Here is a 15,569-nt window from a genome sequence, read left to right as displayed (position 1 = left end):
TGTCAGAAGGAGCCGTGTGTCCTTGGGCCAAACTAGGAGGCTCAATTGGACAACTGGAAGAAGCTACTGCGCAGCGAAACCCTGGAGAAGCTGCAAGCGAATTACCGGGAGCAACTGCCGCACAAGGGGCGCAAGTCGGAGCGAGATTTCGAGCCCGTATGCAAACTCTTTAATCCCACGGGGGGTGGCACGTGGCTGCTTACCGAGTGCGACGAGGACGGCCTTGCGTTCGGGCTAGCGGACATGGGCTACCCGGAAATGGGCTACGTCAGCATGGACGAGCTTGCCGAGTTCAAGGGGCTCGGTGGTCTGGGGATCGAGGAAGACATTCACTTCAAGGCCACAAAGCCGCTGAGCGAGTATGCACGTGAAGCGCACCAGCTGGGCTACATTCGCCCCTAGCAGGCCTGGTAAATAGGTGTGCGGTTGGACTTTAGGTCATTGGCCAACCGCTCTCCTTGATCAACGGAGCCCAGGGTGTTTCTCTCCTTACGCCCTGGGCTCTTCCATGTCAGGAGTACCGCGTTGCGGCGGCGCTCTGACCGCGCAGCGTGTTGGCACGCGGCACCCACTTGGTGCCCTTGCTGTTGGGAACCGGGTCCACAATCGAGGGATCGGGCTCACCTACCTTCTCGCGGAATTTGGCCATCCACTCGGGATCGTCAGGACGCGACACCTTCCCCAAACCCTGGCCACGAGGAGTGCCGGTGCCAGCAGCCTTGCGTTTGCCGGTAGGAGCGATGTTTGTGGGTGCCGTAGCGGTCAGAACGTGCTTGATCTGGTCGTCGTAGACCTCGGCTTCCACGTCCTTGCGAAACTGCTCCAGAAGACCGGGCATCTTGCTAGTCGTGGTGGCGAAGTGCTCCTCACTATCCAGGGTGAGGTAGATACGCTGCCCCTTGAGGGTGGGTCGATAATGGATGACGTTGTGGTGCTTGCGCGAAAAGTCGCTACCACCCTGCAACCCTATTTCACCGTTCAGCTGCTTTAGGGTCCGGTCGATCCGCGCAATCAGCTGATCGCGGCCCTTCGAAGCGTCAAAGGGCTTAACGTCTGCAAGCGCCTTCTCATCGTCGGATGCCGCAAAAGCGGAATAGTCTCGGGCCATTGGTGCCTCCACAGTTGTTCGCGGACGGGATAGGCACACGGGGTTACCAGAATGTCAAAAGAAAAGGCCCCCAGAGTGGGGGCCTGTGTAGTCGGGTAAGCGGTGAGCCGTTAGGACTTTGCGCCATCGGTCTTCTTTGCCGCGCGCGTCTGCCGCATCTTGCTGGTGCGCTGTTCGCGCTTGCCCGCCAGTGCATCCAGCTGCGACTTGTACTCATCCTTGCGAATGCGCTCCGCATAGTAGTCCAGCGCGGCGGCAAAATCCGCCTTTGGAGCCGACATCTCGCGCACCTCTACCTTGGTGCCCTGGACGTTTGCGACTTCCAGCACGAGGGCCGTGTTGTTGACCCGGATCGTGAAGGCCACGCGATCATCGGCCACTTTGAAGTTGCGCTTGCCCTCCTTCTTGGGGTCCAGGAACAGCTCACGCATCTTCGCGATGTTGTCGAGTGCGACCTGCTTGGTGCTGCGCTGTCCAGCGTCCTTGGAGAAAGCCGAAACCTGAGCAGCGGGGATGAGGTTCTTGGGGTCGAATGCCATGTTGTAAAACTCCGATCTGCACCAGCAGCACAAGCGCTCCTGATAACCAGCTTGTGTTGCCACTCTGGTTGCAGGGCGAGCACTCAATGAGGTTGACAGGGCGGTTTTCTGGTTGAGCCCAAGGTTGGGTGATCAACCCCGTCAGAACGAGAATGCGCAATTGAATAAGTAGATGTGTCTAGCAAAGGAGACACTCTCAATGAATGCAAACTCGCCCGTTATCATCCTCATCGCGATTCTGATCATGCTTTGCAGCTTGATCAGCCAGGCGGCAGTCTTTACCGCGTTCTTCAGTCTCGTCGCCGGCTTTTGGGGCTACAATTGCCCGCTTTGGTTCGCCATCTCGCTTGGCAGCCTTACTGCACTCACTCGCCTCCTCCAAGGCAAGGTTGGTGCAGCATGACGGACCCATTCCCGTTCAAGTTCAACGTTTCCACTGTCGAGTACGAAACAGTCGTCGAGTGGCTTCGAAATTTTCCGTCCGAACGTTATCGGATTGCCACTCGTGAGATGAAGGGCGAGCTTACTCTTGAAGAGTGGCGCAGCGTCAAGATTATAGAGGCGCAAAAAGACGCAGAGCGCGCCGGTGACGATCACCATGTGACCGACCCAGACGAGCGCGAAGCCTTGTTGAGGTCCGACAGCCACGAGAAAGTGGAAATCGTTCACTGCGGCCTGTTGACCACAGCGAGCCGGAGGTTGCTCAACAGAATTGCCATTCAGGGCGGTGTCAATGAAGCGGGCATCGTACGAGAAAATTGGAGCGCCGCATTTTCGCGAGGCGTTCAGTCATACATGGTCCAGTTCCGCGACCGCGACGATGCGGTCATGTTCAAACTGGCGATGTGGAGGCGTCCAGGAGACGACGCCCGACCATGAGCAACATCGTACCCCATGATGTGATGTGCTTTGATGTCGAGAGGGCTCTAGCACGGGCTCTGTCGAGCAAGGTCGAAACCTTCGTCTGCACTCCCGGCGAATACAGGTTCCGAATTGGACTGCGCTGGAACCTCGTGGTCGATCAGGATCAGCTAGAAGCGCTCTGGAACGACTGTGATCAACCCTCCACCATGAAGGCTGCTTTCGACAATCTCAAAGCCGAGTGCTTGGTCTTTCAGTCATACCAGCGATGAAGCCGCCCTACTCCATCGTGTTCGACCTAGATGGCTATGACCGCCTGATCAAGTGGAAGCGCCTGCATCCCGAACGAGCCAAGCTCATCCAGGACGTAGCGCTGCACTATCCGAGGAGCCGTGGTGAGGAGTTTGCCGTCGAAGTGACGACAAGTGACCGCACCACAGCCCTCATGCTCAAGCTGGCCTTGGCTTAATTGCCGTGAGACAATTTGTTGGCCAACTCGTCATTGCCCCGCATGGTGACGTGATTACCCTCACTCGTATTCGAGCCGGGCTCCGACTGCTTCTCACAGGCACCAAGCGCGAGGAGCATCCCAATCAAAACATAACGCATTCAAGCCTCCATGGCTGTTCCCACAAAGGTGTGGACTACGGTTCTAGGACGGGGACCGAGATATTCCAAATGCGCTCGCGGCCATACGCGCCCGACGAATTAGTCCATCAGCGCCATAAAGTCGGCGTGCTCAGCGCGAACCGTCTCCGGGTCGGCAGCATCAACAAGGTCGGGCTGCTCCGTCCAGATCCAGGCCTCCAGCTGCTTCGTCTTCCAATTGTAGCCGAACGTGCCACCCAAAAGCGCGGGCTCCCCTACGTGGAAGTCGAAAACAAAATGCGTCTTGGGGTGCTGGTCGCGGGCAGCTTCGATGTAGCGCTGACCAGCGGCCAGCATGTACTCACCAAGGTCATAAAACTTGTCTACGATGAACGCCTTGGCCCGCCTGTCCACTGCCGCGACCCCCGCCAGCTGCGGCATATTCGCGTGAAAATCTGCGCCTAAGTTGGCGATCCGTACGGCATTGCCGCGCCGGTTTGATCGAGCTTTCATGCCTCGGTGCGTAGAAAGGCACCCCTTTCCATCCCGTTAAGTACAGGATGCCCCGCATCATTCTCTCGCTCGCCCAGGCACGAACCCTCCAGCAAGATCCCACGCCCTGGCCCGGCAGCTGGCAATTTGCCCTCGATACCCCGGTGCCCGCTTTGCCCGATAGCCTCCTCGATCCCGCCCGCGCGATTACCGGCCTGGAGATGATCGCAAGGGGATGCACGAGGGAGCAAATCGCCCTCCAGCTGAACCTCAAGGATGGCGCAGCCATGCGCCAGCTGTACCGCCTGCACGAACGCGAGCAGAAGCACACCCCCTTGCGAACGTAAGGGGAACCGTTAGGTTTGACCGATGGCTGACCTAACCGACCCCGCGACCGAATTGTCAGAAATTGCAGATCGCCTCATCGATGGCGGAAGCTCTGCGGGTGAGGTCGTCCTCGCGAACAAGTTTGGCGTGCGGCCATCCTCGACTGAGTTCTTCAAAATCATCACGTGCATTATGGAGCGCATCGATCTCGTAATCGATTTGGTCGAAGCGTCCAACGTCACGTCTCGTAGCAAAGAGAAGACCGTTTCTCACCTTCACGGCTTCAAAGAGGCGTTTAAGACACAATCCTTTGTTTCGCCATGGACCCATAGCCCCGGCGGTGGTCTGCAGTGCGTGAGGGATCATGGTTCCGCGCTAAGCATGTTGGAGGGCACGGTTAGACCCATTCTCAGCTACCCTGAGCTATCAAACGAGGAAGTCGAAGAGTTTATCGATTAGATAGACGCTTATCTTGATGAACTTGATAAAAGCGAAGACTTGCTTCCATTTGTCCGGCAAGCGATCAAAGACGGCCTCGGCGCATTTCGCTTTCAGCTCAAGTATGTCCGGTGGGCTGGAAGCTCTTATGTCCTAAGTTCGTTCAGGACGGTTGTTGATATCGTTGCACAGTCGTCCGCAGTATGCGTCAAAGAGGGAAACTGCGACCCCGAGGCGGCACTCAGAGGTATCTGGTCGATCTTGGTGAAGTTCAAGGAGACGATTGATAAGGTTCGGCCTTACACCGAAGCGGCTTCATACGTGTGGAATGCCTACACCCTAATTGCCCCTGTGTTTCCCATGCTTCCCGACCCGACGAAGCTGCTGCCAGCCCCTGATCATTGATGCAATGGGCCACTGCCAACCAAATTTGCGAAAGTGGCTAGAGAGGCTCAACAACCTCCGCTAACATGTAGGCATGGGTGAAAAGAGCAAAGAACAAGGAGCGCAGAACCAGCACTACGTTCCGAAAATCATTCTCCGTCGCTTCCTTAGCAATGAGGCAAAGGAGCGCGTCACGGTCTACGACATTCACGATGACCGGCAGTTCGTCACATCCATTCGTGGCATTATGGCCGAGCGTCGCTTCAACGAGTTTGTCGTAGGTGAACACTGGCGTGTCTCCTTTGAAGAGAGCGCTTGGCAGATCGAGGAAAACGTCAAGCCCACCTACGAGCAGATCATCCGTGACCGCAGGCTTCTTAACGACCCGAACAGTCGGGCGGCCATTTCGACGCTCTTGGCGTTTCAGTTCCTCCGCACAAAGGCACATCGCAATCGCTTCGCGGAATTGGATGATGTGCTGACACGTAAGGTTGAACAGATGGGCCTTCGAAAGGAAGACATTGAAGGCTGGGAGCCATTAACCGAGGATCGCCTAAAGCGCGATCATCTGGACACTACAGTCAAATGGCTCCGCGAAACCGCGATAATGATGAGCGAGAAAGACTTCTTGCTCGCAGAGGCTGCACCAGGCACGCATTTCTATCTAGGTGACAATCCAGTCGCACTGCACAACAGCAACGATTACGCGCCTTATGGCAACTTAGGATTGAAGGTGCGCGGTATCCAGATCTATCTCCCTCTGTCATCCGACCTGCTTTTGTGTGCTTGGTGCCCTAGCATCCTGAACGATATCGAGATGAGGCACCATGCGAACATGGAGCTATCGCGCAAGTTTGCCTTTGGGCTTCTAACGCAGGGTAAGCTCAATGCGGCAAGCATGAAAGCGTTTCTGGAAGATGCGAGCAAAGAGGATGGCGCGCTGGAGATGATAGAGCGCTTCAATAGCGGCCACCCAATCCCTTCTGACGGAGAGAACATGAAGTTCTACAACTCACTTCAGGTTGAATTTGCGGAGCGATATGTCATCGACAAAAGAGGAGATTTTACCTTCGCGAAAATGGTTGCTGAAGATAAGAAAGCAGGCAAAGCTTCCGTGGGCATGACCCACTATACCTGACGCCGCGTAAATAGTCGTATGGCACAGCGCAAAACACAACAGCTCGAAGGGCAGTCTGCCGCATCCATCGCACAGAAGGCACGTCGATCGAAAGAATTGGCGACGATCAGCGAGATTGCCGATCAGAACCTCAACCCCACAGACGGTTGGAAAACGATTCTCCCCGAGCATATTGAGGCGATCAAGACGCGTCTTATTGGCGGGGATACTCTGAGCAACGCTTGTAGGGGCATGGGGATTAACGAGCAGTCGGTCACCCGCTACTTCCACGAGAACAAGGAAGCTCTACGGGAGTTCCTGGACTGGAAATCATTTGGTAGCCACATCATGTGGGACAGGCTGATCGACATGATCAACAACCTGGAGATGAGTCCAAGCGACAAGATGTTCGCATTCAAGGTCATCAATGCCTATACGACCAAGATCAACCGCGAGGTTTACGGAGAAAAGGTCCAGATGGAGGTTGTGCAGCATCAGCCTGTTATCCTGGACTGGAACTCCATTGTGGGTGAGGGTGGCGACGGTGTGTAAATAGGTTTGTCCTGCACTCCATAGGAGCCACAGGATCTCGGCCAAAGAGAGCCCGCTAGCAGCAATGTTGGCGGGCTTTTCCATGCGCTCTTGATTGCGTCAACGAGCCCCACAGACGCTCACTGTGATAGCCAGAGCGACGTTCCGCACACTTGATGCACCCCTGTGCCCAACAGTCTGAATGAGCTTCCCTGGCTGCTCGCCCTACCCCACGCATGGCTTTAACACCTGTAGCAAGGGACAATGCAGCAGGATAGAACATGCACGTTGCTTACTACCGCGTATCCACCGCCAAGCAGGGCAACAGCGGACTAGGGCTTGAGGCACAACGCAAAGCCGTTGCGGACTTCTTGGATACAAAGCCCATAGCAGAGTACACCGAGGTCGAGAGCGGCAAGCGCAACGACAGACCACAACTGGAAGCCGCACTGGCATACGCCAAGCTCACTGGTGCCACACTCGTGGTAGCCAAGCTGGATCGACTTAGCCGCAATGCTGCATTCCTCAACACCCTCATGGATAGCGGTCAGGCTGTTGCATTCGCGGACATGCCGCACGCCGATAGGCTCACCATCGGACTAATGGCGCAGCTGGCACAATGGGAACGTGAGGCTATCAGCAAGCGCACCAAGGAAGCTCTTGCAGAAGCAAAGCGACGCGGACGCAAGTTGGGAGGAGATCGGGGCAACTTGGCTTCCGTGAGCCCCGTTGGGCGTCAGAGAAGCATTGCAGTGCGACAGGCACGGGTGGAGGAGCGGAAGGCGCTGCTCATGCCCCACGTCGAAGCAGCACGAGCAGCAGGCGCAACAACACTCCAGGGTATCGCGGACCACCTGAATGCGCGGCACATCAAGACCGCACAGGGTAGCAACTGGTATCCAGCTTCGGTTCGTCGCATTCTCGGTTGACTAGGCGGAAGAGTGAAGACCGAGGGGGTGTATATACGTGCCCTTGCAGGAACCGAGGTGCGCAGCCACCATGGTATTTTCAGCCATTTCCAAAAGTGAATGCACCGTCGAATTTTTTGTCACTTCTTCGAAAGTGTGCTGATTATCAAGTCGATCATCTTGATTGGATCAGACCCAGGGGTCAGCGTTTGCGGTTCAGTTAAGCCACAAGCTACCTGGATGGCTCCAAAGCCCGTCGTACCCGGTGGATTGTAGGACCACTCTGCATCCTCCCGGTTGTATTGAGTAACGACTTCTCCATCCCGAGAATACGCAATCCGGCTTACAGCGCGTTGCCTCCGCTGCTCGCAGTCGAATTCCACAAAATCGCGCATAGCGAAAACATCTTTATTTCCATATTTGAATGAATTTGTGAATACAGTCGCGGTCCACGCGCGAACTAGCGAACCCGATTTGGACATGCTGGATAAATCCAGGTAAGTCATACCTGAATTATCCTTGGATACCGCAGTGGCCGCCCAGAGCGTGCCTTCCTGATACGACGGACCACCAAGCGCAAACATCGCCGCCACAATCGCGCTTATCATTCCTACCCCCGTTCAAATGCCCGAGCCGTCGCGTTGCCCCACGCTGCTCGTTCGCCCCACGATTAGCCAAAAGCGCAACCGCTAGCCAGCCGCTCGTGGAAATGGCGGGACGATGCCCCGCCATTTTCATTTTTACTTGGCCGTGCGCATCTTGAGCAATGCCAGCATGGCATCCGGCTTACCGCCCTCCTCCGCTGCCTTCGTGAACCCGCCGACCATATCCGCCGCCATTTGCCGCGAGTACGTGCCATATGCCTTGGCCACGATAGCCCCTCGCTCTGCTGCGCACTCCGCTTGTGCAGCCAGGAACACCATTTCGGCTGGTTCGGTGTTGCCTTTGCCCAGCTGTGTTGCCTTCTCCACCAAGCAAGCCTGATACGCCTTCGATAGAGCGGTCAACTCTTCATAGTGGCGATCCTGCGCAAATGCGGGAGCCGACACAAACATCATTCCAACAATCAACAGTGACTTCATACATTCCTCCTCTGAGGAAAGTTCACGTATAGCCAGTTGATGTAGCTGTCAGCCGAAGATTGCTCATTCTGCTAAGTAGGCGATGCAGTCTACAAAGCCGCTACAAGGCATCCGTCACGATATCAGCAAGCGCAACCCGGATCAGGTTCGAGCGCACAAGATCGTCACCAGTCCAGATTACAAGTTCTTCCTGGCTTATGGCGGTTCTGGTGGTGGCAAGAGCTTCTACTGGATGGACGTGATTATCGAGCGTGCCAATCGTGCGCCAAACTCACGCCATGCCATTTTCCGTCTTACACGCAACTCCTGCGAGAAGACTCTCTTCGACAAAACACTCCACGAGGTTTTGGATAAGGCTTGGCCCGGGCTAAAGAACCAGCTGCAAATCAGCCAATCCACCATGACGGTGACGTTCGCCAATGGCTCCAAGCTGTTCTTCGATGGCTTGGACGAGAACCGCATGACGAAGGTTCTTGGTGACGAATTTAACACCATCTGGATCAACGAGTGCAACGAGGATGGTCTATCATACCAGCAGGTTTCCACTCTGCTTTCTCGTTTGCGCGCCAGGAATGAGACCGACGACGGGAAAATCCTCAAGAACAAAATGTTCTTCGACTGCAACCCGCGCTTCTACAGCGATTGGGAGTACAAGGCGTTCATCACCAAGGTGAACCCCGAGGACGGTGACGCACTCCACAACGCGGACCAGTGGATCGCGTTCAAGATGGAGGCGGAAGCCAACAAGGCCAATCTCCACGAAGACTACATCGAGAGCTTGATGGCCGGTAGCGCGGCAAGCCGTCGTCGCTATGTCACGGGTGAGTGGTCCGACGAAAACCAGAACGCGCTCTTCACCGAGGCGATGTTCAGGGACAACCGCATTCCCAAGCCCGCCACTGTCGCAGAACCCTCCGAGGTGCTGGCGATGTTGCGCGAGCTAGACATCAATCTCCAGCGCGTCACCATCGCCTGCGATCCAGCCGTTACCGCCGATCCCAAGAGCGACCTCACCGGCATCACCGTTCAGGGCATCACCAGCGATGGGCATGTCTACGTCCTGGACGATCTATCCGACCGCTACACGCCGGATGCAGCTTGCAAGGCCATCGAAGAGGCGTTCCGCGCCTGGGGGGCAAGCCGCATCATCATGGAGAAGAACCAGGGCGGCTTGTGGCTGGACGCGACCCTGCGGAAGCATTTCCCGGCTGCGCCTCTCAAATTCGTCTCCGCTAATGCGACCACTGGCGGCAAGGCTTCTCGCGCAGAGCCGGTATCCGCTCAGTACGAGCGCGGCGTTGTTCATCACGTTGGAACGCTCAAGGAGCTGGAGCAGCAGATGTGCGACTTCGGCAGTCCGGCGAGCCGCCGCAAGTCCCCAGACCGCATGGACGCGGTTGTATGGGGCATCACTGAATTGCTCGACCTCGCACATGAGCAAAAGCGGACAGCGGGCTACACCCCGATCAGAACTGCCAGATTGCGCTAATCGCCGACCTTCGGTGAAATATCGCGCGACCTCCGATATTCGTACACTTTCCCCTCATAAACTTGCCCCGTTGCGATCCAGCAGTATCTTATTGTTGCATCAATCATGGCTTGCTCAATTTCAAACTTGTTCTTAAATCCCGAACCAGATCTAAATCCCTTAGGTATTCCTGTGGCAATCATTTTTGAGTTAAGAAGGAGATGTGCGACCAACATCAATCCGGAGCAAAATACCCGCATCTTGAGTTTCGTCTCTTCGTCGGCTTTCTCGAAATGGTCCTTATACTCCTCCTTATAGAGCCAAACCTGCTCACGGGGCGGAAGCGAGGTTACCAGGCCAACCAGATCTGACCCCTCGATTTTGATCATACGATGATCGTGAGCGAACGTATTGCGTATTTTCCTTAGCGTATCGAACTCTGTTACTGCTTCTTTTTCAATCCAACCAACGCCTGCCGCCACCAATGCTCGTTGTGAAAAAGTAGCCAATGGCCCCGAACCCCCAAAAAATCTGTCCATTTCCTTTTTTGATTCGATCTTCCATTCATTGACGAACACCTTTTTCAAAGTGTCTTCCAAGAATGACACGAGAAGAATCATTGACGATCGAGTGTCCGCAGTCACGGCAAATTGAACGAGGTCGTGAGCCTCGTCCATAATCTCCTCTTCGAATTTCGAAGCTAGTCGAGCCTCCGCATATCGTTCGGACCAGTATTGGTACGCAAAAGTTCTCGCCTCAGCCAAGCTTTGATCAGGTTGAGCCTTGCCGTCACCCATTTTTGCCTCGCTTTTTTTCGAGTATCTTTCAGCTCGAACAATCCAGCAGATTAGCGTGAAGACGTAAATAGCACGGCGGTGGGGCCGTGCCCTCTTGCCTCCTGGCGTCCGTGACGCGCCCCTGAGTGCCATTGGCAAGAGGATACAGTGCCTATCGAAATCAACATCAACGAGCCTACCCCAGCTATTCGTGCAGCATACGCCCGCTGGGCAAAGAACCGCGCATTCCTGGATGGCGAAGAAGCTGTCAAAGCGCAGGGCAAAGTCTACCTTCCAGCCGCGAACCCCGAGGACACCGACGCGGAGTATCGCGCCCATCTGGAGCGCACCGGCTTTCTGCCCGCCGCGAGCAAGATCGCGCAGGGCCTTTCCGGTCTGATCTTCCGCAAGCGTGCGCAGCTGAACAGCGGGAGCGCCCGCGTGCAGACCCTCTCCCAGCTGATCACCCCCAGCGGCGAGAGCCTGGACGATCTAGCGGAGTGGGTGGTCCGCGAAACCATGATCACCAATTTCACCGGCTTGCTGGTCGATCATCCCGAGCGCGAGGCGTTCACCGGACTGAGCGCCGCCAACGAAATCGAGAAGGGCTATCGTCCGCGCATTGCGGGATATTCCGGTGAGACGATCCTGGAAGTCACCCCCGGCCTCGTTCGCAACAGCCGTCAGATTGTTCGCGTGCGCCTGCTCGAAAATGACGGTGCAGCGGTTCGCGAACTCATGCTCAATGATGGCGTCTATCAGGTTCGCCTTTGGACGCGCACCGATGGTGGATTTGCTCCCGGCCCGGTGAAGACGCCAACCCGGAATGGCGCTCCGCTCTCCGAGATTCCTTTCGTGCTGGTCAGCACTTCCGACAAGCTCGTCCCTACCCCGTCGATCCTCCAGCACTCAGTGGACCTGAACCTCCAGCACTACCGCGTGGAAGGCTTGCTCACGAGCGTCCTGTATTTCCTTTCCGCTCCAATCCCCGTTGTCCGCGGCCTCAAGCCCCAGACCGACGACGCAGGCAAAGAGATTCCCATCAAGCTCAACGTTGCACCCGGCGCCGCATGGATCTTCCCGGAGCCGGATACGGTCGCGGAATACCTGGAGTTCAAGGGCCAGGGCGCGTCGGTCATCGAAAACAAGCTCAAGAACATCAAGGACGAGCTATCCACCATCGGTCACTCGATCCTTGCACCGGAAAAGCCCGCACCGGAGGCAGCAGAAACGCAGATGCTGCGCCGTGCAGCAGAGAACGCAACGCTCGCCGGCTTCACGCGCACGATCTCGCGCAAGCTGGAAAAGGTGCTGCGCCAGTTCGCGCTATGGGCTGATCCCACAAATGCGGACCTGACCTACAGCCTGAACACCGACTTCCTCCCGCAGCAGATGACGCCGCAGGAAATGACTGCGCTCATGGGCATGTGGCAGGCCGGTGCCATCACGCACGAAACGCTGCTCTTTGCGCTGCGCGATGGTGAAATCCTCTCCCCAGCCTTGGACATCGAAGGCGAAATCGAGCGCACCAAGATGGAAGCGGCCGACCGCCCAACGGTGCTCTAATGCCAACCGCTAATGAAGCGCTGCGCGACAGGGCCATCCGTCACGCCATCGAGCTTGGACGATACGGTAAGGGCTTGTCCGAACGTATCGTTCAGCTGCTCAACAGCGCCGACGCGGACATACTGGAGAAGATTGCCGGTCGCCTCGCCAACATCGAGGAACGCGGCTTCGACATTGGGCCGAAGACCACCACGCGCCTGCAAAAGATGCTGGAGGAGGTCCGCGCACTTAATGGCGCGATCTACGATCAGGTTCACGACCAGCTGAGCGACGAGCTTACCGACTTCGCGAAGGCCGAAGCGGTCTTCCAAAAAGGCGCGCTCGATGCGTCGATCATCGCGAGCGTGGATACCACCCTCCCCGCTCCGGCGATGCTCCGCGCGATCGTGGAGACAGCGCCCATGGAAGGGCGGCTCCTGGCCAGCTGGACGCAGGGCATGGAGCAAGGTCGCATCGACCGAATTAGCCAGGCCATCCGACTTGGGCTCGTGCAGGGCGAGAGCACGGACAAGATCGTTGCGCGCATTCGTGGCACCAAGGCCAACCGCTATTCCGATGGCGTGCTCGACATCAGCCGTCGCTCGGCGGATGCCATCGTGCGCACCGCAACCACCCATGTGAGCAATCAGGCAGCGCAGCACACCTGGAAGGCGAACGCGCATGTCGTGAAGGGCTGGCAGTTCGTCAGCACCCTGGACAGCCGCACGACGATCACCTGTGCATCGCTATCCGGTCAGGTCTTCCCCATTGGCGAAGGCCCGATCCCACCGCGCCACGTCCGTTGCCGCTCGATCAGCGTGGCGGTCACCAAGAGCTTTCGCGAGCTTGGGGTTAATGCCGACGAGGCAAGCCCATCCGAACGTGCGAGCATGGACGGCCAGGTTGCCGGTGAGACGACCTTCGCCAGCTGGCTGCGCGACAAGGGCGACGAGACGCAAAACACGATCTTGGGTCCGACCCGCGCGCAGATGTGGCGAGACGGCAAACTGAACCTACAGGACTTCATCAAGAAGGATGGAACAGTCCTCACTCTGGAGCAGCTGAAAGCTAGATATTCGTCAATCCTTTAACAGCTCACGAAATACCTGTTGCCGTTTTTGCATGGCCAACGCAATTCTAGCAAACCCCGCATCCTCCCTATTGTGCGCTGTGTCTTCAGGTGTGAAAGAAGCCTGCCGGACGCTCATTGCAATCTCCCCGAATAATTGAGGGTCATTTTTTGCCAAGTCCCCCATACTTCTCAGGTGATCGCAGAGATCCAATATCTTCGCTTTCGAATGCGTTCTCGCGTTATTCTCAATTTCGGCAACAAGCCGCATAACCTCCGCGATCAAGCTGCGTCGGACCTTTTTTGCAGAGCGGTTCGCCAACAAACTTTGCCGGTAAGCGAGCCAAATTGCGGCAGCTACAGCCAGAAGCGAGCCAATCCCCGCAACCCAGTCTGCGATGTTGCCCCAGTCTTTGGCATTTGGACAGAACATCATTCCCCCTCGGTAAATAGTTGCGCTTCCATGTGGGAGTAACCGGAAACGGCAGTGCCGAGAAGGAACAAAAATGTCTCATACCAACGAAAACCAGATCACCGACGAAGGTGGCATTGAGGAACTTCGCTCTGAACTTGAGAAGGTGAAGGCGAAGAACAAGGAACTTCTAGCGGAAAAGCAGAAGGTCAAGCAGAAGGCTCAGGAAGCCCAGGATGCAGCCGATGAAGCTGCGCAGCAGGCGGCAGAGCGGGGCGGCGATCTTGAAGCCCTCAAGGCAGCACACGCCAAGGAACTCCAGAAGCTACAGGCAAAGCTAGATGCAGCGGACACCGATCTGCGTACCATCCGCGTGGACAACGAGATTGCCCGCGCTCTCGCGGAGGGCAATGTTCGTCCAGAGATGACCGAGGCAGTGACCGCGCTGCTCAAGACCAAGGTTCAGTACGAAGGTGGCGTCGCCACCATCGAGGGCAGGCCCATTGGCGAGTTCGCTGGCGAGTATCTGGGCGGTGAGACTGGCGCTCACTTCCGCCGCGCAAGCGACAACAGCGGCGGCGGTGCAACTGGCAACACCAGCACCAAGACCAACCCTGTCGCGGGCAAAGAGTTCAGCCTGGGCGACTACCAGACGCTCAAGCAGACGGATCCAGCAGCGGCAGCAGTTTGGGCGACCGAGACCGGCAACGGCTACCTCAACAACATCTAATCGGAATGGGGTGGTAGTCCAAGCTACCACCCTGTTTCCGCACCTCTCTAGATAGCCAGACTAAATAGCGGGCCAGTCAAAAGGATTGGCCCGGCAACGATTGATGTTGCCCGGTTGGTAACATCAAATCGGAGGTCAAGCCAAACATGGCAACCACTCAGCTACTGAACATCATCGAGCCCAAGGCATTTGACGCTTACGCTCGCCAGCAGACTGTGAAGAAGTCTGCCCTTATCACTTCAAACGTAATCGCTCGTATGGACGTAATGGACAAGCACGCCGCCGCTGGTGGCGCTGTGTTCGAAGCTCCTCACTTCAACCCCTTCGCATGGTCGGAGAGCAACGTAGCTTCGGACGATCCTTCGGTTAAATCGGTTCCCGCAAATCTCACCGCTGGTTCGCAGATTGGTCGCACCGATTACCGCGAGAAGGATTGGTCGGTCATGCAGCTGTCACAGTCGGTGTCCGGCGCTCCTATTCTTGACTACGCCGCGAGCATCGTCGGCACCTATTGGGCACATGACTACCAGCAGAACGTCCTCGCTAAGCTGAAGGGCATCGAACTGACCAACGTTGCATCGAATGGCGGCGATATGGTCCTTCCGCTCGGCAACGACGCAACCGGCGCTCCAACAGCTGCTCAGTCGGTCAACTTCGGCACTATCCTTGATGCTCTTCAGACTATGGGCGACGCAATGGACAAGCTCGGCGTCATCGTCATGCACTCGCAGGTTTACACAAACCTGATGAAGCAAGAGCAGATTGCTTTCGTCCAGCCAAGCGCCGTCAACCCATTTCTGACCTACTACGGTAAGCGCGTCATCATTGACGATGACGTCCCAGTTGTGCAGGGAACCAATCGCAAGACCTACACCACATACATTCTCGGTGAGGGTGCATTTGGTTACGGCGAAGCATCGGCACCAAACGGCACCGAAGTGTGGCGTGACCCTGCTGCTGGTAATGGTTGGGGTGAAGAGCGCCTCTACTCGCGTAAGCAGCTCATCATCCACCCAATCGGCTTCAGCTGCGCTGCGGCTGTTTCGGCAGGCACCAAGTCGCCTACCCTGGCGCAGTATGGTGTTGCTGGCGCGTTCACTCGTTCTTTCGAACGCAAGAACGTTCCAATCGCAATCCTCAAGACCAACGCTTAATCGGCAGAGGTTTTACGCACAGGGCCGCTCTCTTCGGAGG

The 15,569-nt window shown here is 56.6% G+C and carries 22 protein-coding genes; 15 read left to right on the top strand and 7 right to left on the bottom strand.

The features are described 5' to 3' along the window. Nucleotides 1–45: 45 nt before the first annotated feature. Nucleotides 46–402 (top strand): DUF2958 domain-containing protein, encoded by a 357-nt coding sequence (locus tag OIM94_RS00455; protein ID WP_264608182.1) that lies wholly within the window; start codon nt 46–48, stop codon nt 400–402. Nucleotides 403–511: 109 nt separating this feature from the next. On the opposite strand, the gene OIM94_RS00450 is transcribed toward OIM94_RS00455, so the two are convergent. Next, entirely contained in the window at nt 512–1,108 is a 597-nt protein-coding gene (locus tag OIM94_RS00450) for a hypothetical protein (RefSeq protein WP_264608181.1), read from the bottom strand. Nucleotides 1,109–1,218: 110 nt separating this feature from the next. Beyond that, nucleotides 1,219–1,647 (bottom strand): hypothetical protein, encoded by a 429-nt coding sequence (locus OIM94_RS00445; protein ID WP_264608180.1) that lies wholly within the window; start codon nt 1,645–1,647, stop codon nt 1,219–1,221. Nucleotides 1,648–1,846: 199 nt separating this feature from the next. Between OIM94_RS00445 and OIM94_RS00440 the strand changes: the two genes are divergently transcribed. From OIM94_RS00440 to OIM94_RS00425, 4 genes are read left to right on the top strand one after another with little or no spacing between them, the layout of a single operon-like run. Continuing rightward, the gene (locus tag OIM94_RS00440; protein ID WP_264608179.1) at nt 1,847–2,050 is read left to right on the top strand and encodes a hypothetical protein; all 204 of its coding nucleotides are present in this window, start codon (nt 1,847–1,849) and stop codon (nt 2,048–2,050) included. Beyond that, nucleotides 2,047–2,526 carry a hypothetical protein gene (locus OIM94_RS00435; RefSeq protein WP_264608178.1) on the top strand — a complete coding sequence of 160 codons (480 nt, stop codon included), beginning with the start codon at nt 2,047–2,049 and terminating at the stop codon, nt 2,524–2,526. Before OIM94_RS00440 ends, OIM94_RS00435 begins: the two co-directional genes overlap by 4 nt. Next, nucleotides 2,523–2,780, top strand: coding sequence for a hypothetical protein (locus tag OIM94_RS00430; protein WP_264608177.1), 258 nt, complete (start codon nt 2,523–2,525; stop codon nt 2,778–2,780). The genes OIM94_RS00435 and OIM94_RS00430 overlap by 4 nt, the downstream gene beginning before the upstream one ends. After that, nucleotides 2,777–2,977: a hypothetical protein gene (locus OIM94_RS00425; protein WP_264608176.1), complete on the top strand. Its 201-nt coding sequence runs from the start codon at nt 2,777–2,779 to the stop codon at nt 2,975–2,977. The genes OIM94_RS00430 and OIM94_RS00425 overlap by 4 nt, the downstream gene beginning before the upstream one ends. 239 nt (nt 2,978–3,216) lie before the next feature. Here the strand turns inward: OIM94_RS00425 and OIM94_RS00420 are convergent, their stop codons facing one another. Continuing rightward, the gene (locus OIM94_RS00420) at nt 3,217–3,609 is read right to left on the bottom strand and encodes a hypothetical protein (protein ID WP_264608175.1); all 393 of its coding nucleotides are present in this window, start codon (nt 3,607–3,609) and stop codon (nt 3,217–3,219) included. A gap of 47 nt (nt 3,610–3,656) precedes the next feature. Between OIM94_RS00420 and OIM94_RS00415 the strand changes: the two genes are divergently transcribed. The 5 genes from OIM94_RS00415 (at nt 3,657) to OIM94_RS00395 (ending at nt 7,314) form a co-directional block, all read left to right on the top strand. Then, nucleotides 3,657–3,935, top strand: a complete 279-nt coding sequence (locus OIM94_RS00415; protein ID WP_264608174.1) for a hypothetical protein — start codon at nt 3,657–3,659, stop codon at nt 3,933–3,935. A gap of 22 nt (nt 3,936–3,957) precedes the next feature. After that, the gene (locus OIM94_RS00410) at nt 3,958–4,374 is read left to right on the top strand and encodes a hypothetical protein (RefSeq protein WP_264608173.1); all 417 of its coding nucleotides are present in this window, start codon (nt 3,958–3,960) and stop codon (nt 4,372–4,374) included. Between the two features lie 457 nt (nt 4,375–4,831). Continuing rightward, entirely contained in the window at nt 4,832–5,875 is a 1,044-nt protein-coding gene (locus OIM94_RS00405) for a DUF4238 domain-containing protein (RefSeq protein WP_264608172.1), read from the top strand. Between the two features lie 18 nt (nt 5,876–5,893). After that, entirely contained in the window at nt 5,894–6,406 is a 513-nt protein-coding gene (locus tag OIM94_RS00400) for a hypothetical protein (protein ID WP_264608171.1), read from the top strand. Between the two features lie 260 nt (nt 6,407–6,666). Further along, a complete protein-coding gene (locus tag OIM94_RS00395) occupies nt 6,667–7,314 on the top strand; it encodes a recombinase family protein (RefSeq protein ID WP_264608170.1) in 648 nt (215 codons plus the stop codon). Nucleotides 7,315–7,433: 119 nt separating this feature from the next. Here OIM94_RS00395 and OIM94_RS00390 read toward each other — a convergent pair whose 3' ends face one another. Next, nucleotides 7,434–7,901 (bottom strand): surface-adhesin E family protein, encoded by a 468-nt coding sequence (locus OIM94_RS00390; RefSeq protein WP_264608169.1) that lies wholly within the window; start codon nt 7,899–7,901, stop codon nt 7,434–7,436. Nucleotides 7,902–8,033: 132 nt separating this feature from the next. Beyond that, complete coding sequence (locus OIM94_RS00385; RefSeq protein ID WP_264608168.1) at nt 8,034–8,375, bottom strand: hypothetical protein; 342 nt, start codon at nt 8,373–8,375, stop codon at nt 8,034–8,036. Between the two features lie 82 nt (nt 8,376–8,457). Here OIM94_RS00385 and OIM94_RS00380 point away from each other — a divergent pair, with 82 nt between their 5' ends. Continuing rightward, a complete protein-coding gene (locus OIM94_RS00380; RefSeq protein WP_264608167.1) occupies nt 8,458–9,864 on the top strand; it encodes a phage terminase large subunit in 1,407 nt (468 codons plus the stop codon). Here the strand turns inward: OIM94_RS00380 and OIM94_RS00375 are convergent. Then, the gene (locus tag OIM94_RS00375; RefSeq protein ID WP_264608166.1) at nt 9,861–10,640 is read right to left on the bottom strand and encodes a hypothetical protein; all 780 of its coding nucleotides are present in this window, start codon (nt 10,638–10,640) and stop codon (nt 9,861–9,863) included. The genes OIM94_RS00380 and OIM94_RS00375 overlap by 4 nt on opposite strands. Nucleotides 10,641–10,787: 147 nt before the next feature. Between OIM94_RS00375 and OIM94_RS00370 the strand changes: the two genes are divergently transcribed. Beyond that, nucleotides 10,788–12,185, top strand: coding sequence for a DUF4055 domain-containing protein (locus OIM94_RS00370; RefSeq protein WP_264608165.1), 1,398 nt, complete (start codon nt 10,788–10,790; stop codon nt 12,183–12,185). Nucleotides 12,186–12,259: 74 nt separating this feature from the next. Beyond that, nucleotides 12,260–13,255: a minor capsid protein gene (locus tag OIM94_RS00365; RefSeq protein ID WP_264608164.1), complete on the top strand. Its 996-nt coding sequence runs from the start codon at nt 12,260–12,262 to the stop codon at nt 13,253–13,255. On the opposite strand, the gene OIM94_RS00360 is transcribed toward OIM94_RS00365, so the two are convergent. Further along, nucleotides 13,244–13,669, bottom strand: a complete 426-nt coding sequence (locus tag OIM94_RS00360) for a hypothetical protein (protein ID WP_264608163.1) — start codon at nt 13,667–13,669, stop codon at nt 13,244–13,246. The genes OIM94_RS00365 and OIM94_RS00360 overlap by 12 nt on opposite strands. 70 nt (nt 13,670–13,739) lie before the next feature. Here OIM94_RS00360 and OIM94_RS00355 point away from each other — a divergent pair, with 70 nt between their 5' ends. Together OIM94_RS00355 and OIM94_RS00350 are read left to right on the top strand one after the other, a co-directional pair. Continuing rightward, nucleotides 13,740–14,375 (top strand): kinesin, encoded by a 636-nt coding sequence (locus OIM94_RS00355; RefSeq protein WP_264608162.1) that lies wholly within the window; start codon nt 13,740–13,742, stop codon nt 14,373–14,375. Nucleotides 14,376–14,521: 146 nt separating this feature from the next. Further along, nucleotides 14,522–15,529, top strand: coding sequence for a major capsid protein (locus tag OIM94_RS00350; RefSeq protein WP_264608161.1), 1,008 nt, complete (start codon nt 14,522–14,524; stop codon nt 15,527–15,529). The last annotated feature ends 40 nt before the right edge of the window (nt 15,530–15,569 follow it).

Origin of the sequence: Sphingomonas sp. R1 (assembly GCF_025960285.1) — a bacterium.
In the GTDB taxonomy this organism is placed as follows: Bacteria; Pseudomonadota; Alphaproteobacteria; order Sphingomonadales; family Sphingomonadaceae; genus Sphingomonas.
Note: the sequence above shows the minus strand (reverse complement) of the source record. Positions and strands in the feature narration are given on the sequence as shown.

Bases quoted from the DNA above. Each gene is read 5' to 3' on its own strand.
- OIM94_RS00450 (WP_264608181.1), bottom strand. From the start codon at position 1,108: ATGGCCCGAGACTATTCCGCTTTTGCGGCATCCGACGATGAGAAGGCG.
- OIM94_RS00445 (WP_264608180.1), bottom strand. From the start codon at position 1,647: ATGGCATTCGACCCCAAGAACCTCATCCCCGCTGCTCAGGTTTCGGCT.
- OIM94_RS00440 (WP_264608179.1), top strand. From the start codon at position 1,847: ATGAATGCAAACTCGCCCGTTATCATCCTCATCGCGATTCTGATCATG.
- OIM94_RS00435 (WP_264608178.1), top strand. From the start codon at position 2,047: ATGACGGACCCATTCCCGTTCAAGTTCAACGTTTCCACTGTCGAGTAC.
- OIM94_RS00430 (WP_264608177.1), top strand. From the start codon at position 2,523: ATGAGCAACATCGTACCCCATGATGTGATGTGCTTTGATGTCGAGAGG.
- OIM94_RS00425 (WP_264608176.1), top strand. From the start codon at position 2,777: ATGAAGCCGCCCTACTCCATCGTGTTCGACCTAGATGGCTATGACCGC.
- OIM94_RS00420 (WP_264608175.1), bottom strand. From the start codon at position 3,609: ATGAAAGCTCGATCAAACCGGCGCGGCAATGCCGTACGGATCGCCAAC.
- OIM94_RS00415 (WP_264608174.1), top strand. From the start codon at position 3,657: ATGCCCCGCATCATTCTCTCGCTCGCCCAGGCACGAACCCTCCAGCAA.
- OIM94_RS00410 (WP_264608173.1), top strand. From the start codon at position 3,958: ATGGCTGACCTAACCGACCCCGCGACCGAATTGTCAGAAATTGCAGAT.
- OIM94_RS00405 (WP_264608172.1), top strand. From the start codon at position 4,832: ATGGGTGAAAAGAGCAAAGAACAAGGAGCGCAGAACCAGCACTACGTT.
- OIM94_RS00400 (WP_264608171.1), top strand. From the start codon at position 5,894: ATGGCACAGCGCAAAACACAACAGCTCGAAGGGCAGTCTGCCGCATCC.
- OIM94_RS00395 (WP_264608170.1), top strand. From the start codon at position 6,667: ATGCACGTTGCTTACTACCGCGTATCCACCGCCAAGCAGGGCAACAGC.
- OIM94_RS00390 (WP_264608169.1), bottom strand. From the start codon at position 7,901: ATGATAAGCGCGATTGTGGCGGCGATGTTTGCGCTTGGTGGTCCGTCG.
- OIM94_RS00385 (WP_264608168.1), bottom strand. From the start codon at position 8,375: ATGAAGTCACTGTTGATTGTTGGAATGATGTTTGTGTCGGCTCCCGCA.
- OIM94_RS00380 (WP_264608167.1), top strand. From the start codon at position 8,458: ATGCAGTCTACAAAGCCGCTACAAGGCATCCGTCACGATATCAGCAAG.
- OIM94_RS00375 (WP_264608166.1), bottom strand. From the start codon at position 10,640: ATGGGTGACGGCAAGGCTCAACCTGATCAAAGCTTGGCTGAGGCGAGA.
- OIM94_RS00360 (WP_264608163.1), bottom strand. From the start codon at position 13,669: ATGATGTTCTGTCCAAATGCCAAAGACTGGGGCAACATCGCAGACTGG.
- OIM94_RS00355 (WP_264608162.1), top strand. From the start codon at position 13,740: ATGTCTCATACCAACGAAAACCAGATCACCGACGAAGGTGGCATTGAG.
- OIM94_RS00350 (WP_264608161.1), top strand. From the start codon at position 14,522: ATGGCAACCACTCAGCTACTGAACATCATCGAGCCCAAGGCATTTGAC.